The organism is Streptomyces sp. NPDC111516, from assembly GCF_055635345.1.
Map to the genome: position 1 here is coordinate 47,375 of NZ_JBVKBV010000013.1, position 15,746 is coordinate 63,120.

General features: G+C 70.1%; 12 protein-coding genes. 10 read left to right on the forward strand and 2 right to left on the reverse strand.

Annotated features, from left to right (window positions below; all coding sequences use genetic code 11):
• The first annotated feature begins 78 nt into the window (after window positions 1–78).
• Window positions 79–792: a class III extradiol dioxygenase subunit B-like domain-containing protein gene (locus tag ACZ7L9_RS23480; protein WP_471417757.1), complete on the forward strand. Its 714-nt coding sequence runs from the start codon at window positions 79–81 to the stop codon at window positions 790–792.
• Window positions 793–886: 94 nt separating this feature from the next.
• Here the strand turns inward: ACZ7L9_RS23480 and ACZ7L9_RS23485 are convergent, their stop codons facing one another.
• On the reverse strand, window positions 887–1,159 hold the full coding sequence (locus tag ACZ7L9_RS23485; RefSeq protein ID WP_471417759.1) for an antitoxin: 273 nt from the start codon (window positions 1,157–1,159) through the stop codon (window positions 887–889).
• 271 nt (window positions 1,160–1,430) lie between these two features.
• On the opposite strand from ACZ7L9_RS23485, the gene miaA reads away from it, so the two are divergent.
• The 6 genes from miaA to hflX all read left to right on the forward strand — a co-directional run bounded on the left by miaA (window position 1,431) and on the right by hflX (window position 9,711).
• Window positions 1,431–2,369: a tRNA (adenosine(37)-N6)-dimethylallyltransferase MiaA gene (gene miaA, locus ACZ7L9_RS23490; protein WP_471417761.1), complete on the forward strand. Its 939-nt coding sequence runs from the start codon at window positions 1,431–1,433 to the stop codon at window positions 2,367–2,369.
• A gap of 107 nt (window positions 2,370–2,476) precedes the next feature.
• Window positions 2,477–2,914, forward strand: coding sequence for a hypothetical protein (locus tag ACZ7L9_RS23495; protein ID WP_471418001.1), 438 nt, complete (start codon window positions 2,477–2,479; stop codon window positions 2,912–2,914).
• A gap of 139 nt (window positions 2,915–3,053) precedes the next feature.
• The gene (dapF, locus tag ACZ7L9_RS23500) at window positions 3,054–3,926 is read left to right on the forward strand and encodes a diaminopimelate epimerase (protein ID WP_471417763.1); all 873 of its coding nucleotides are present in this window, start codon (window positions 3,054–3,056) and stop codon (window positions 3,924–3,926) included.
• Window positions 3,927–4,325: 399 nt separating this feature from the next.
• Window positions 4,326–6,485: a RelA/SpoT family protein gene (locus ACZ7L9_RS23505; RefSeq protein WP_471417765.1), complete on the forward strand. Its 2,160-nt coding sequence runs from the start codon at window positions 4,326–4,328 to the stop codon at window positions 6,483–6,485.
• Window positions 6,486–6,592: 107 nt separating this feature from the next.
• Window positions 6,593–8,044 carry a M1 family metallopeptidase gene (locus ACZ7L9_RS23510; RefSeq protein ID WP_471417767.1) on the forward strand — a complete coding sequence of 484 codons (1,452 nt, stop codon included), beginning with the start codon at window positions 6,593–6,595 and terminating at the stop codon, window positions 8,042–8,044.
• A 146-nt stretch (window positions 8,045–8,190) separates the two neighbouring features.
• Entirely contained in the window at window positions 8,191–9,711 is a 1,521-nt protein-coding gene (gene hflX / locus ACZ7L9_RS23515) for a GTPase HflX (RefSeq protein ID WP_471417769.1), read from the forward strand.
• A gap of 307 nt (window positions 9,712–10,018) precedes the next feature.
• Here hflX and ACZ7L9_RS23520 read toward each other — a convergent pair whose 3' ends face one another.
• Window positions 10,019–11,239 carry a trypsin-like serine peptidase gene (locus ACZ7L9_RS23520; protein WP_471417771.1) on the reverse strand — a complete coding sequence of 407 codons (1,221 nt, stop codon included), beginning with the start codon at window positions 11,237–11,239 and terminating at the stop codon, window positions 10,019–10,021.
• 330 nt (window positions 11,240–11,569) lie between these two features.
• Between ACZ7L9_RS23520 and ACZ7L9_RS23525 the strand changes: the two genes are divergently transcribed.
• From ACZ7L9_RS23525 to ACZ7L9_RS23535, 3 genes are read left to right on the forward strand one after another with little or no spacing between them, the layout of a single operon-like run.
• Complete coding sequence (locus ACZ7L9_RS23525; RefSeq protein ID WP_471417773.1) at window positions 11,570–12,949, forward strand: diaminobutyrate--2-oxoglutarate transaminase family protein; 1,380 nt, start codon at window positions 11,570–11,572, stop codon at window positions 12,947–12,949.
• A 29-nt stretch (window positions 12,950–12,978) separates the two neighbouring features.
• Complete coding sequence (locus ACZ7L9_RS23530) at window positions 12,979–14,868, forward strand: IucA/IucC family protein (protein WP_471417775.1); 1,890 nt, start codon at window positions 12,979–12,981, stop codon at window positions 14,866–14,868.
• Between the two features lie 44 nt (window positions 14,869–14,912).
• Window positions 14,913–15,719, forward strand: coding sequence for a GNAT family N-acetyltransferase (locus ACZ7L9_RS23535; RefSeq protein WP_471417777.1), 807 nt, complete (start codon window positions 14,913–14,915; stop codon window positions 15,717–15,719).
• Window positions 15,720–15,746: the final 27 nt, after the last annotated feature.

The following is a 15,746-nucleotide window of genomic DNA, read 5'->3' on the forward strand; positions in this document are numbered from 1 at the left end:
GCGAGGGGACCGGGCCGCGGCGGGGACGGGCGACGGCGGGAGATGGGCGCGTCGCGCTCAACCAGTACGCTGCCCACCATGCTTGTCGCCGCCGCTGTCTGCCCCTGTCCGCCCCTGCTGGTACCCGAGGTCGCCGCCGGTGCCGCGCCCGAGCTCGACACGCTGCGGGACGCCTGCGCCGACGCCCTCGGTGTGCTTGCCGCGGCCCGGCCCGACCTGCTGCTCGTGATCGGGCCCGCGGACCTCGCGGGCCGAGGACCGCACCCCGAGGGGGCCACCGGCTCATTCAAGAGCTTCGGAGTCGATCTCGACGTACGGCTCGGGTGCGATCGCGGAACCGTGGCGGACCGCCCCCTCCCGCCGTCCCTGGCCGTCGGCGCCTGGCTGCTCGCCCGTGCGCAGTGGGCCGAGGCACCGGTCGAAGGGCTCGGTGTGGGGGAGCCGCTCGAAACCGACCGCTGTACGAGTACGGGGCAAGACCTGGCAGCCAGAGCGGAACGGGTGGCGCTGCTGGTGATGGGCGACGGCAGTGCCTGCCGCACGGTCAAGGCCCCCGGCTATCTGGACGACCGCGCCGGGGCGTTCGACGCGGCGGCCGCCCACGCGCTGGGTTCCGCCGACCCCGGCGCGCTGATCGCGCTGGACGAGTCGCTGGCGTACGAGCTGAAAGCGGCGGGCCGGGCACCCTGGCAGGTGCTCGCGGGCGCGGGCGAAGGGGCGGGCCTGCGCGGACAGATGCTGTACGAGGACGCTCCGTACGGCGTGGGCTACCTGGTCGCCACCTGGTCCTGACCGCACGCTCGGACTGGCACCCGGGCGGATACGGACGACGGCCGTGCAGCGTCGCCGCTCCACGGCCGTGCGTCCGACTCGATTCGGTTGGTGTTCACGAGGTGGGCGGCGTACCAGGCGGCGTACCGCCTTCGTCGTGCTTGACACCACCCTCGTCGTGCTTGTGGGACAGGCGCTCGACCACGTCCTTGGCCTTCTTCGTGCCGGACTCGATCTTGTCGCTGTACTTGCCCTTGGTCTTTTGGTCGACCGTCCGTGCGGCCTTGTCGAGCCCGTGGTCGATCTTGCCCCCGTGCTGATGCGCGAGGTCGCCGACCTTTTCCTTGGCGGGGCTCAGCTTGGCCTTCAAATTGTCCAGGAAGCCCATCGGGCACCTTCCCTGCTGGGGGACTCGGTCGGGCGTCCTCCTGCGGCCTCGCTGCCGACCGCCTCGCGGGGCAGCCCTGGGGGCGAACGGCAAACCGTAAAAAAACGCCCGTATTCACTTATGAATTCTACTGGCACCGCCGAAGATCCGCGCCGTTCGGAGCGGAGGCGGGGCAGCGGCGGAGCAGAAGCGGGAAGGCCGGACACCCCCGTTCGCAGCCGGTCAGGTCACTCATTCGGGAAGAGGGCCGGAGGTTTGCGAGACTGGGGCGGTGAGAAGTTCAGCTCCCGCACCGCGGGTCATCACCGTCGTCGGTCCCACTGCAGCCGGAAAGTCCGATCTGGGGGTGTTTCTTGCTCAGCAGCTCGACGGCGAAGTGGTCAACGCCGACTCGATGCAGCTCTACCGGGGGATGGATATCGGCACCGCGAAGCTGACGCCCTCCGAGCGCGGAAACGTGCCGCATCAACTGCTGGACATCTGGGACGTCACCGAGACGGCCAGCGTCGCCGAGTACCAGCGGCTGGCCCGAGCGGAGATCGACCGGCTGCTCGCCGCGGGCCGCACTCCTGTCCTGGTCGGCGGTTCCGGGCTCTATGTGAAGGGCACCATCGACGCCCTGGAGTTCCCCGGCACGGACCCCGGTGTCAGGGCCAGGCTGGAGGAGGAACTGGTCGAGCGCGGCTCCGGAGCCCTGCACGCCCGGCTCGCCGCCGCCGACCCCGAGGCGGGCCGGGCCATCCTGCCGAGCAACGGTCGCCGCATCGTCAGGGCCCTCGAAGTCATCGAGATCACCGGCAAGCCCTTCACCGCCAACCTCCCCGGTGACGATGCGGTGTACGACACCGTCCAGATCGGCGTCGACGTGGCCCGCCCCGAACTCGACGAACGCATCGCCCTGAGGGTCGATCGGATGTGGGCGGCCGGGCTCGTGGACGAGGTGCGGGCCCTGGAGGCGCACGGCCTGCGCGAGGGACGAACCGCGTCCAGGGCGCTCGGTTACCAGCAGGTGCTGGCCGCGCTGGCCCAGGAGTGCACCGAGGACGAGGCGCGTGCCGAGACCATTCGCGCCACCAAGCGATTCGCGCGCCGTCAGGACTCGTGGTTTCGCCGCGACCCGCGGGTCCACTGGCTCAATGGCGCCGCGGAGCACCGCGGGGAACTCACGCACCGGGCGCTGGCGTTGGTCGAACGAGCGGTTACAGCCTGATCACGTGATGGCATCGGGAAGCCCTGCCCGTCATTTCGGCGACCGGGAGCGTGCCATCATCGAGCATCGATCGACCAGTGGAGTCCGAGTTGGGAGGGCGCGTGGCGATGGAGGCCGGCCCTCGCGACACAGAACAAGACGCACCGGACAAGTTGCACGACGCAGGAAGCTTGAGCCCCGACGGGCCCGACGAGCTCGAAACGACCCCCGAGGTCGAGGTCGAGCTGCGGCCCGCGCGGCGTCTGCGTATCTGGCAGCTCGCGCCGATCGTCATGCTCGCCGCCGTGGGATCGCTGATGTTCGCGTTCCCGCTGGCGTTCGAGTTCGGCGACGGCGGCGCAGTCGTCGCCATGCTGGGCCTGCTGATCAGCTGCTGCGCCGCGGGCTGGGGCATGATGGCCGCCCGCCGCGTGGGATACACCTGGCCCGGGCTGCCGCAGCGGGGTTCGGGCGAGAGAGCCGACTGGCGCGTGATCGCCCTGTACGTCGCTGTGTGCGCCGTTCTGGTCGCACTGGCCATCTGGCGCGTGGCCCGGCTTCGCTGACGGACGCTGCGGCTCCGCCGACCGACGCTGGCGGTGTGACGCCCGGCCGCTGTTCGGCGTTCCGTTGCCCGGCCTTTTCCTTGCCCCGTCGCACGGCCCGGTTTCGTCGGCTGTTGGTGCTGCCTCGTACAGTTGCCCTGTGAGCACCTCGCAGATCGCCTTCCTCAAGGGCCACGGCACCGAGAACGACTTCGTGATCGTCCCCGACCCGGACAACGCCGTCGACCTGCCCGCCTCCGTCGTCGCCCGCCTGTGCGACCGCCGGGCCGGTATCGGTGGTGACGGGATCCTGCACGTCGTGCGGTCCGCCGCGCACCCGGAGGCGCGGGCCATGGCGGGCGAGGCCGAGTGGTTCATGGACTATCGCAACGCCGACGGTTCGATCGCCGAGATGTGCGGCAACGGCGTGCGGGTCTTCGCCCGCTATCTGCAGCATGCTGGACACGTCGAGCAGGGCGACCTCGCCGTCGCGACCCGGGGCGGCGTGAAGAAGGTGCACATTGCCAAGGGCGGCGACGTGACGGTCGCCATGGGGCGCGCGCTTCTCCCCGAGGACGGTGTCACCGTCAGCCTGGACGGCCGCAGCTGGGAAGCCCGCAATGTGAACATGGGCAATCCGCACGCGGTCGCCTTCGTCGACGATCTGGCGCACGCCGGCGATCTGCTCTCCGTGCCGCCGTTCGGCCCCGCGGCCGTCTACCCCGAAGGCGTCAACATCGAATTCGTCGTGGACCGCGGACCACGCCACGTCGCCATGCGGGTCCATGAGCGCGGCTCGGGCGAGACCCGCTCCTGCGGTACGGGTGCCTGTGCCGTGGCCGTAGCCGCGGCCCGCAGGGACGGCGCCGACCCCGCGAAGACCGGCACTCCGGTCACGTACACGGTCGATCTGCTCGGAGGCACCCTCGTGATCACCGAGCGGCCCGACGGCGAGATCGAGATGACCGGCGCCGCCGTGATCGTCGCCGAAGGCACGATCGACCCGGCCTGGCTCGAATCGTTGATCGGTTAGGCCCTGTCCTGCCGATCTTCGCGGGCCCGGAACGCCTGGCACGGCACCTCGCCGCGTTGCCGGAGTCGCCCGAGTACGTCCAGCACGAGGACGATCCTCCGCCTTGCGATGCACCGCACCGGACGCCCCGGGCTGATCCACGAAGATCGACAGGACAGGACCCAGGACAGGGCCGTGGGCCCTTTCGTTTGGTTCAGGCCGGATCAGGGAGTGGCGCCGAGGCACGCGAGCCCGGCATGATCCAAACGAAAGGCCCTGGAGCTTCGCTCGAATGGGTGATCCGTTTCACGCTGAGCGAGAGCCGGACTCCGCCACGTGGTGGGCTCGGTAGCATCAAGCACCGGCCCGGAGGCGCGACCGCACCTTCCCACCGCCGGTCGACGTCGCCGGAGGTGCCCCATGAGTGCAGAGGCCACCAACCCAGGTGCTCCCATCCGCAGACGGGGCCGACCCCGGATCGATTTCCGCAGGCTCGGCCGCGTCGCGCTGCTCGGCCCCGTCTCCCGCGACCGGCTGCCCGACGCGATCGGCCATGTCGCCGAGGCCCACCGGGCCCACCACCCGGATGCCGACCTGTCCGTCCTGCACCGGGCCTACGTACTCGCGGAGTCCTCGCACCGCGGACAGATGCGCAAGAGCGGCGAGCCGTACATCACGCACCCGCTCGCCGTCACGCTGATCCTCGCCGAGCTCGGCGCCGAGACCACGACACTCACCGCCTCGCTGCTCCACGACACCGTCGAGGACACCGAGGTGACTCTCGATCAGGTGAGGAACGAGTTCGGCAAAGAGGTCTGCTACCTCGTCGACGGCGTCACCAAACTCGAAAAGGTCGACTACGGAGCAGCGGCCGAACCCGAGACCTTCCGCAAGATGCTGGTCGCCACCGGGGACGACGTCCGGGTGATGTCGATCAAGCTCGCCGACCGGCTGCACAACATGCGCACCCTCGGCGTGATGCGCCCCGAGAAACAGGTCAGGATCGCCAAGGTCACCAGGGACGTGCTGATCCCGCTGGCCGAACGGCTCGGTGTGCAGGCGCTCAAGACCGAGCTGGAGGACCTGGTCTTCGCGATCCTCCACCCCGCGGAGTACGCGCACACCCGGGCGCTGATCGCCGCCGCGTCGGCGCAGCCGGACGCCTCCGGCGCCGCGGCGGCCCAGGACCCGCTCGCGGCTGTCGCCGAGAACGTCGAGGCGGTGCTGCGGGAGGCCGGCATTCCGGCAGAAGTCCTCATCAGGCCGCGCCACTACGTCTCCGTGCACCGGGTCAGGATCAAACGCGGCGAACTGCGCGGCACCGACTTCGGCCGGCTGCTGGTCCTCGTCGGCGAGGACGCCGACTGCTACGCCGTGCTCGGCGAACTGCACACCTGCTTCACCCCGGTGATCTCCGAGTTCAAGGACTTCATCGCCGCCCCCAAATTCAACCTGTACCAGTCACTGCACACCGCGGTCGTGGGCCCCGACGGGGCGGTCGCCGAAGTCCTCATCCGTACGCACCGGATGCACAAGGTCGCCGAGGCCGGCGTCATCGCCCTCGGCAATCCGTACGCCGCGGGCAGCGGCTCCGGGCCCCAGACCGCCGAACCCGTGGACGGAGAGCGCGCCGACCCGACCCGCCCAGGCTGGCTCTCCAGGCTCCTCTCGTGGCAGCAGTCCGCCCCGGACTCCGACACTTTCTGGACCACGCTCCGCGCCGATCTCGCCCAGGACCGGGAGATCACGGTCTTCCACACCGACGGCGGCACGCTCGGCCTACCCGCCGGAGCCAGCTGTGTCGACGCCGCCTACGCGCAGTACGGGGACAAGGCACACAGCTGCATCGGCGCCCGGGTCAACGGCCGGCTCGCCACCCTCGGCACCGTCCTGAGCGACGGCGACACCGTGCAGCTGCTGCTCACCGAGGACGTCGGGTCCGGCCCCTCGCCCGACTGGCTCGACCACGCCCGCACCCCCGCCGCCCGCATCGCCATCACCGGCTGGTTCGACGCCCATCCCGACGATGCCCCGAACCCGCACGGCAGCAGGCCCGCGGCGCCCAGGCCGCCCGGACCACAGCCCCAGGCAACCGCCGATCCCGGCGACGACCGGGCCGAGGCCCGCACGGCGAACGCCGTGGTGGACCGGCCGGATGCCGCCGTACGACTCGCGGGCTGCTGCACCCCCGTACCCCCCGACGCCGTCACCGGTTTCGTCGTGCGCGGCGGCGCCGTCACCGTGCACCGGCTGAATTGCCCCGCGGTCTCCCGGATGCAGTCCGTCGGCCGGGTGCCGGTCCGGGTGACCTGGGGCGACGAGGCCGGATGTCGGGTCACTCTGATTGCCGAGTCCTTCGGACGGCCCGGGCTGCTCGCCGACCTCACCGAGGCGATCGCGACAGCGGACGCGGCGATCATCTCCGCCACCGTCGAACCACCCAGCGAACAGCGAGTCCGGCACACCTACACATTGCAGCTCCCCGACGCCGCCGGACTGCCGGCGCTGATGCGCGCGATGCGTGAGGTACCCGGGGTGTACGACGTGAGCCGCGCCCAGCACCCGACAGCCACGGTCTGACTCACCGTCCGGCTCCGCACGCAGCGCCATCTGCCGCCGTGATCTCGTTCGAGTGGTGCGGCGCGCGCCGCACCTGCCCGGGTGGGAGTCGCTGGTAGCGGTAGGTCATGCCGTTCATCTCCCGCCGTCTGCGGGCCGCTCTGCTGGCCATCGCATCGGCCACCCTCGTTGCCGCCGCCCTCCCCTCACCCGTGCCGCTCGGCATCGGCGATCCACTCTTCCCGCACCTCGGCAATCCCGGGTACGACGTCCTCTCGTACGACATCGGACTGACCTACCACGGCAGCAACAGCAAGCCGCTGGACGCCGTCACCACGATCGACGCGCGGACCACCGAACCGCTGGACCGGATCAACCTCGACTTCACCCGGGGCACGGTCCGTACGGTCGAAATCAACGGTCAGCGCGCCGACTTCGCCGTGGCGGACGAGGACCTGGTCATCCAGCCGCCCGGCCGGCTCCCGGCCGGAGCACCACTGCACATCACCGTCCGGCACACCAGCGACCCGCGCGGCGACCGGGACACCGGCGGCTGGCTGCGCACCGCCGACGGACTGGCCATGGCCAATCAGGCCGACGCCGCACACCGGGTCTTCCCGAGCAATGACCACCCCGCCGACAAGGCCCTCTTCACCTTCCGGATCACCGCGCCCAAGGACCTCACTGTGGTCGCCAACGGCCTGCCTGCGGGCACGGTCCGGCACGGTGCCGAGACCACCTGGACCTACCGGACCGAACACCCCATGGCCACCGAACTGGCCCAGGTCACCATCGGCCGTTCCACCGTCCTGCGACGCACCGGGCCGCACGGACTGCCGGTGCGCGACGTGGTGCCGAGCGCCGACCGCAAGCGGCTGGAACCCTGGCTGGCCAAGACACCCGCTCAGTTGGAATGGATGGAACAGCAGGTCGGCCGCTACCCCTTCGAGACGTACGGACTGCTGGTCGCCGCCACCGACACGGGCTTCGAGCTGGAGACCCAGACGCTCTCGCTCTTCGAGCGGTCCCTGTTCACGCAAACCGCCTACCCCGAGTGGTACGTCGACTCGATCATGGTGCACGAGCTCACCCACCAGTGGTTCGGCGACAGCGTCTCCCCGCGCACCTGGTCCGATCTGTGGCTCAACGAGGGACACGCCACCTGGTACGAGGCCCGCTACGCCGAGGACCACGCCGGCAAGACACTGGAAGGCCGCATGCGCGAGGCGTACATCAAGTCCGACGGCTGGCGCGCCGCGGGCGGCCCGCCGGCCCGCCCCGACATTCCGGCGCCCGGACAGAAGCTCAGCCTGTTCCGGCCGGTGGTGTACGACGGCAGCGCACTGGTCCTTTACGCGCTGCGCCAGGAGATCGGCGAGAGCGCGTTCGACCGCCTGGAGCGGACGTGGGTGACGAAGCACCGCGACTCGAACGCCGCCACCGCGGACTTCGTCCGGCTGGCGTCACAGACCGCGGGCCGTGACCTGACCCCGTTCTTCGACGGCTGGCTGTACGGCGCGAAGACCCCGCCGATGCCGGGGCACCCGGACTGGCACAGCGCCAAGCCCGCCGGACAGTGATAAACCCGAGTGACGGGGCCCACGGACCATGCCACTATCGTCAGGTCGCCGCGGCGGCCCGACCGTGGATTTCCGACAGCGGGAATCATCCGGAGAGGTCACGCGTTGTGACTGATGTAACGGACTTCAATCGACGTAAGGATCCAATGACCTCCTCTTCTTCCCTTCCCCAGGATGCGCAGGAAGCGCAGAGCGCCACGGAGAATGTCACCGAGAGCCTCACCGAGAGCCTTCGGGCCGACGCCCTGATGGAAGAGGACGTCGCCTGGAGCCACGAGATCGACGGAGAACGGGACGGCGAGCAGTTCGACCGTTCGGAGCGCGCCGCGCTGCGGCGTGTGGCAGGACTCTCCACCGAGCTCGAGGACGTCACCGAGGTCGAGTACCGGCAGCTGCGCCTGGAGCGTGTGGTGCTGGTCGGCGTCTGGACCTCGGGGACCGCGCAGGACGCGGAGAATTCACTCGCGGAGCTGGCCGCACTGGCGGAGACGGCAGGCGCTCTGGTGCTCGACGCCGTCTTCCAGCGTCGCGACAAGCCCGACCCGGCCACCTACATCGGCTCGGGCAAGGCACTGGAGCTGCGCGACATCGTCCTCGAATCAGGGGCCGACACCGTTGTGTGCGACGGTGAGCTCAGCCCCGGCCAGCTGATCCACCTTGAAGACGTCGTCAAGGTCAAGGTGGTCGATCGGACCGCCCTGATCCTCGACATCTTCGCCCAGCACGCCAAGTCCCGGGAGGGCAAGGCTCAGGTCTCGCTGGCACAGATGCAGTACATGCTGCCGCGGCTGCGCGGCTGGGGTCAGTCGCTCTCCCGTCAGATGGGCGGCGGCGGTTCCAGCGGTGGTGGCGGTATGGCCACCCGTGGTCCCGGTGAGACCAAGATTGAAACGGACCGGCGTCGGATCCGCGAGAAGATGGCGAAGATGCGCCGGGAGATCGCGGAGATGAAGACCGGCCGCGACATCAAGCGCCAGGAGCGCAAGCGCAACCGGGTGCCGTCGGTCGCCATCGCCGGCTACACCAACGCGGGCAAGTCCTCGCTGCTCAACCGGCTGACCGGTGCGGGTGTCCTCGTGGAGAACGCCCTGTTCGCCACCCTGGACCCGACCGTGCGCCGTGCCGAGACGCCGAGCGGCCGGACCTACACCCTGGCCGACACCGTCGGGTTCGTACGGCATCTGCCGCACCACCTTGTCGAGGCGTTCCGCTCCACCATGGAGGAGGTCGGCGAATCCGACCTGATCCTGCATGTGGTGGACGGCTCGCACCCGGTGCCGGAGGAGCAGCTCGCCGCGGTGCGCGAGGTGATCCGTGAGGTGGGCGCGGTGGACGTGCCCGAGGTCGTGGTGATCAACAAGGCGGACGCGGCCGATCCGCTGGTGCTGCAGCGGCTGCTGCGCATCGAGAAGCACGCGATCGCCGTCTCGGCGCGTACCGGCGCCGGTATCGACGAGCTGCTCGCCCTCATCGATACGGAACTGCCCCGGCCCTCGGTCGAGATCGAGGCGCTCGTGCCGTACACCCAGGGTGGACTCGTCTCCCGGGTGCATGCCGAGGGCGAGGTGATCTCCGAGGAACACACGTCGGAGGGCACCCTGCTCAACGCCCGGGTCCATGAGGAACTGGCGGCCGAGCTCTCCTCGTTCGTCCCCGTGGCGCACTGACGGCAGCGGTACGGCTCAGTACGGACCGATGGCCCGTTCCCCTCGTCGGGAGCGGGCCATCGGGCGTTCGGGCTTCGGACGAAAGATTCCCCTGAAATCTCCGAAATTGCCATGAACGTGTCATGCGAGATACGGACCGGACCACGGCCGCCGCGGATGCAGACCTATGACGGTGCGGTCCCTGCTCCGTGCCACGCGGACACCGCCCATCCGGAGCACCGGAAGGGCCCCCGGCGGGCAACTGCCGCGCAAGGGGCCCCGATGGACCGACACCGTCACCCGGACCGGTCCGGGTGACGGTCCGTCGTCACTGTCCTGCGTACTTCTTGCTGACCGATTCGTAGACGCCCTTGGCTTCCTTGCCGAACCGCGGCCCGGCCAGCCAGCCGGCCGTCACCGGGCCGATGGAGGTGTTCGAGACCAGCGCGGGCTTGCCGTCCTGGCCCGCCGCGACCCAGCCGCCACCGGAGGCACCGCCGGTCATGGTGCAGCCGATGCGGTACATCGTGGGGTCCTGCGCGGTCAGCGAGAGCCGGCCCGGCTTGTCCGCGCACTGGAACGCCTTCTGACCGTCGTACGGTGGAGCGGCCGGGAAGCCGGTGGCCGTCATGCTGTTGATCTCCGGCACGGCCAGGGCGTTGAAGTCGACGGGCAGCGCGGAGCCGACCGTCTCCTCCAGGGACTTGCCCGTCGAGCCCTTCTCCGGCGTGACGCGCAGCACCGCGAAGTCGTACGGGGCGCCCTGCCCGCCGACCGAGGAGCCCTGCGAGATCCACTGGTCGGAAGTCTGCGCCCACTGACCCCACCACACGCCGTAGGGCGCGATCTCCTGCTTGGTCGCCTTCTTCAACTCGGCTGTCGACAGACCGTTGTTGTTGTACGACGGCACAAAGGCGATGTTGCGGTACCAGCCGCCCTTCTTGCCGGCGTGCACACAGTGTCCGGCGGTCCACACCAGGTTGGACTTCCCGGGATGCGCCGGGTCCTTCACCACGGTCGCGGAGCAGACCATGGAACCTTCGGGGCTGTCGAACAGCAGCTTCCCGGACTCCGCGGCGTTGGCGTGGTACGGCGTCCGGACGTCGGTGGCCTGGACCGGTGCGGGTGTCGGGTCCGTCACGCCAACATCGCCCGAGATGTCATTGTCGACCGGCTTCTCCGGAGACTTGTCGGCATCCCGCATCCGGTCCGGGTCCCAGAGGCCCTCGATGATCGGATTGACGAAGTCCTTGGCCTCGTGCAGCCACTTGTCCCTGTCCCAGTTCTTCCACTCGCCGTTCCTCCACTGGTCGAGGTCGATCCCGTGTTCCTTGAGCCGGTCCTTCAGATCGTCCGGAATGGTGATCTTGCCGTCCGAGGCCTGGCCGGCCGGGCTGCTCGGCTTGTCGTTGGCATTGGTCTCGTCGGGCCCGCAGGCGGTGGCGGTGAGTGCGAGGACCGCGGCGACCGCGGCCACGGCGAGCGCCGAGGAACGTGTGCGGCCTGCGCTCCCCCGACGGTTGGTGGGAACTGGTCGAATGAGTCGCATCTGGTGATCCCCCTGGGACTTCGTAACTCAACGCTTCTGTACTGCACTTCGGCACTGCTCCGAGCCATCTGCTCCGAACGTCCGGTGGACACCCGGAAAACTGCCCGATCCCTCCGTGCGGCCCCCCACTATGCCGGTGCCGATGGGGACGGTACGCAGCAGGGCCACGGTTCCGCCCCCGTAAGGATCTTCGGAATTGCCCGTGATCCGCTGCGACCGGCGTCGTTGGTACGTGCGAGGGACTCGAGGACAGCGTTCATCCCCGCAGTCCGTCCGTACGCCGACGTACTGACGCGCAACGCAACTGTTACAGCAGGAGGACCAACAGCCGTGGCCGTGACCGAACCAGCTCCGGTGGCAGCACCGGCGGTGCACGAGGGGATCCTGCGCCGCCAATCGCTGCGCGAATCCGCCGCCCGTACGTACGCGCGTTCGCTGCCGATCGTGCCGGTACGGGCCCGTGGGATGACCATCGAGGGCGCGGACGGGCGGCGATATCTCGACTGTCTCTCCGGGGCCGGCACTCTGGCGCTCGGGCACAACCACCCGGTGGTCCTGGAGGCGATCAGGAAAGTGATCGACTCGGGCGCACCGCTGCACGTGCTCGACCTCGCGACCCCGGTCAAGGACGCCTTCACCACGGAGCTGTTCGCCACCCTGCCACGGCAGTTCGCCGACAATGCCCGGATCCAGTTCTGCGGACCGGCCGGTACGGACGCCGTGGAGGCGGCGTTCAAGCTGGTCCGTGCCGCGACCGGCCGCAGCGGACTCCTCGCCTTCACCGGCGCCTACCACGGGATGACGGCGGGAGCCCTCGCCGCGTCGGGCGGCGCCGAGGACGTACGGGTGACGCGGCTGCCCTTCCCGCAGAACTACCGTTGCCCCTTCGGTATCGGCGGTGCGCGTGGCGCGGAGACGGCTGCCCGCTGGACCGAGAACCTCCTGGACGACCCCAAGGGAGGCGCACCCGCGCCGGCCGGAATGATCCTCGAACCGGTGCAGGGCGAGGGCGGCGTGAACCCCGCCCCCGACGACTGGATGCGCCGGATGCGCGAGATCACCGAGACCCGGTCCGTCCCCCTGATCGCTGACGAGGTCCAGACGGGCGTCGGCCGCACCGGTGCCTTCTGGGCGGTCGAACACAGCGGGATCGTGCCCGATGTGATGGTGCTCTCCAAGGCCATCGGCGGTTCCCTCCCGCTCGCGGTGATCGTCTACCGTTCCGAGCTCGACACCTGGCAGCCGGGCGCCCACGCCGGCACCTTCCGGGGCAACCAACTCGCGATGGCGGCCGGTACGGCCACCCTTTCCTTCGTGCGGGAGAACCAGCTCGCCGAGCGTGCCGCGACGCTCGGCGCCCGGATGGTCGCGCGCCTCCAGGCGCTGGCCACGGACCACCCATCCATCGGAGACGTCCGCGGACGGGGCCTGATGATCGGAGTGGAACTCGTCGACCCGGAGGCCGCTCCGCAGGGCGGCAGCCCCGAGCCGCCGCCCGCCCCGGCCCTCGCCGTTGCCGTCCAAAAGGAATGTCTGCGCCGCGGGCTCATCGTCGAACTCGGCGGACGCCACTCGACCGTCGTGCGGCTCCTGCCGCCCCTCACTCTCACCGACGAACAGGCAACAGCGGTCGTGGACCGCCTCGCCGACGCCCTGGCAGCCGCGGAGCGCCTGCCGCACCGCCGGAACACGACCGGGTCGATCCGCTGACCCCGGACACCATCACAAGGAAGACCGCCGTGAACCCCACACCCGCGCCCCAGGCCGACGGCCCTCCCCCCAGCCAGCAGCGAGGACAGGACACACACACCGGCGGCCTCGTCGCCGAGCACACCATCGTGCCGCGCCAGAAGGCGGCACCGTACGACGAGCAGTACGCCCCGAAGTGCACGAACACCGGCGCGGCACCCGCCGACCTACTCGACCATCCGGATCCGCTGCGCGCCGCCGACACTGCGGGTGCCGAGAATCTGCTCCGCTGCTGGGTCCGGGAGAGCGACCTCCCCCGGCCGGCCGGCGACACCCTCCGGATCCCCCTCCCCGCAAGTGGAACCGCGCTGCTCGTTCCCGTTGCCTACTGGTCCGCCACGGGCTGGCACCGCTTCGGGACGCCCGCCCTGGAGGGGGCGCCCGAAGGAGCACCGACTGCCGACGCCGTCACGGTCGCCGCTCTCCTGGGCCGCGAGGCCGACCATCACGAAGGCGCCGACATGGTGGCCCGGGTCGCCGACTCGGTACGGCGGACTGCCGGCTTCATCGCCGAACGGCGCCGCACTCCGGACGCCCTGCCAGAAGCGGACTTCTTCCTCACCGCCGAGCAGTCACTTCTCCTCGGACATCCTCTCCACCCCACCCCCAAGAGCCGCGAGGGCCTCTCCGACTCCGAATCCCGCCGCTACTCACCCGAGTTGCACGGCTCCTTCCCGCTGCACTGGATGGCCGTCGACCGGTCCGTGCTGGCCACCGACTCCGCCTGGACCGACGGAGGCCGTCCCGTGCCGGCCACGGAACTGGTCACCTCCCACGCCGGCGGAATGTCGCTCCCCGACCACACCGCACCGATTCCGCTCCACCCTTGGCAGGCCCGCGAACTCGGCCACCGGCCCGAGGTGGTCGCCCTGCTCGACGCCGGACTCCTTCACGACCTGGGGCCGCACGGGAAGCACTGGCACCCCACCTCCTCCGTCCGTACCGTGCATCGGCCCGGTGCCGAGGTCATGCTCAAGCTCTCCCTCGGCGTCCGCATCACCAACTCCCGTCGTGAGAACCTCCGCAAGGAACTCCACCGCGGAGTGGAAGTCCACCGGCTGCTCCGCAGCGGACTCGCCGCGCAGTGGCACGCCGTCCACCCGGGCTTCGACATCGTCCGCGACCCTGCCTGGCTCGCCGTCGACGGCCCGGACGGAGAGCCCGTCGCGGGCCTCGACGTGATGCTGCGCCACAACCCGTTCGGCCCGTACGACGACGCCGTCTGTATCGCCGCGCTCACCGCCCCGCGCCCCTGGCCCGGACGGGCCGGCATGCGTTCACGGCTCGCCGAGATCGTTCTCTCCCTGGTCGCCGCCACCGGAAGAGCCGTGGGGGCCGTCGCCACCGAGTGGTTCCTGCGCTACCTCGACCGCGTCGTACGCCCCGTGCTCTGGTTCGACGCCCACGCAGGCGTGGCGCTCGAAGCCCACCAGCAGAACACCCTGGTGCTGCTCGACCCGCACGGCTGGCCCGTCGGCGGCCGGTACCGGGACAACCAGGGCTACTACTTCCGGGAGTCCCACCGCGCAGCACTGGAGCACCGGCTCCCTGGCATCGGATCGGTCAGCGACACCTTCGTCTCCGACGCGGTCACCGACGAACGCTTCGCCTACTACCTCGGCATCAATAATGTGTTCGGCCTGATCGGAGCGTTCGGCGCCCAGCGCCTCGCCGACGAACACGTGCTCATCGCCGCGTTCCGCCGGTTCCTCGACTCGGCCACCGAACTCGGCTCCCCGCTGCCCGCACATCTGCTGGACAACCCCCAACTGCGGTGCAAGGCCAACCTGCTGACCCGGCTGCACGGCCTCGACGAGCTCGTCGGGCCTGTCGACACCCAGTCCGTGTACGTCACCATTGCCAACCCCCTGTATGTCTGAAAGACGATGACCACCGCCTGAACCGCCGAGAGGAGAGCAACACCGTGGCTCCCGCCGATGCGCACACCGACGCCGGTCCCGGACCTGCCCCACAGACCGACACGGGCGCCGAGGACACCCTGGACCTGCCGCTCTCCGAAGAATTCCTCGCCGTGTTCGCGGAGGCCACCCCGGCCACCGCCGCACAACCGCTGCCGCTGAACGGGCCCGCGTCATCCGCACCGGATGGCGCGGGCCCGGCCGCAGGCACGCAGGCGACCGTGAACAGGACGGCCTCCTCCGCTCTGCTCGACCACCCGGCCGACTGGGGACCGGTGGCCACCCCGGCCGGTGTGTTCCAACTCGTCCCCGTGCGGCTGGAACGCGATCTCGCCGTGATCAGCCGCTGGATGAACGACCCGGCGGTCGCCGCGTTCTGGGAGCTCGCCGGATCCGAAGCCGTCACAGCCGCTCATCTGGGTCCGCAGCTCGACGGTGACGGACGCAGCGTCCCGTGCCTCGGTGTGCTGGCCGGCATCCCTATGAGCTATTGGGAGATCTATCGCGCGGATCTCGATCCGCTGGCGCGCCACTACCCCGCTCGCCCGCACGACACCGGGATCCACCTTCTCATCGGCGGCGTGAACGACCGTGGACGCGGCGTCGGTACGGCCCTGCTCCGGGCCGTCGCCGACCTCGTACTCGACAACCGCCCCCTGTGCGCGCGGGTTGTCGCGGAGCCCGATCTGCGAAACACACCCTCCGTCTCCGCCTTCCTGAGTGCCGGCTTCCGCTTCTTTGCGGAAGTCGAACTCCCCGACAAACGAGCTGCCCTGATGGTCCGCGACCGAACGCACCGTGCCCAGCTGTGAACGAATCGAACTCACTGAACGAACCGC

Excerpts from the sequence above, each read along its gene's own strand:
- ACZ7L9_RS23480 (WP_471417757.1), top strand. The coding sequence starts at position 79 with ATGCTTGTCGCCGCCGCTGTCTGCCCCTGTCCGCCCCTGCTGGTACCC.
- ACZ7L9_RS23485 (WP_471417759.1), bottom strand. The coding sequence starts at position 1,159 with ATGGGCTTCCTGGACAATTTGAAGGCCAAGCTGAGCCCCGCCAAGGAA.
- ACZ7L9_RS23495 (WP_471418001.1), top strand. The coding sequence starts at position 2,477 with ATGGAGGCCGGCCCTCGCGACACAGAACAAGACGCACCGGACAAGTTG.
- ACZ7L9_RS23505 (WP_471417765.1), top strand. The coding sequence starts at position 4,326 with ATGAGTGCAGAGGCCACCAACCCAGGTGCTCCCATCCGCAGACGGGGC.
- ACZ7L9_RS23510 (WP_471417767.1), top strand. The coding sequence starts at position 6,593 with ATGCCGTTCATCTCCCGCCGTCTGCGGGCCGCTCTGCTGGCCATCGCA.
- hflX (WP_471417769.1), top strand. The coding sequence starts at position 8,191 with ATGACCTCCTCTTCTTCCCTTCCCCAGGATGCGCAGGAAGCGCAGAGC.
- ACZ7L9_RS23520 (WP_471417771.1), bottom strand. The coding sequence starts at position 11,239 with ATGCGACTCATTCGACCAGTTCCCACCAACCGTCGGGGGAGCGCAGGC.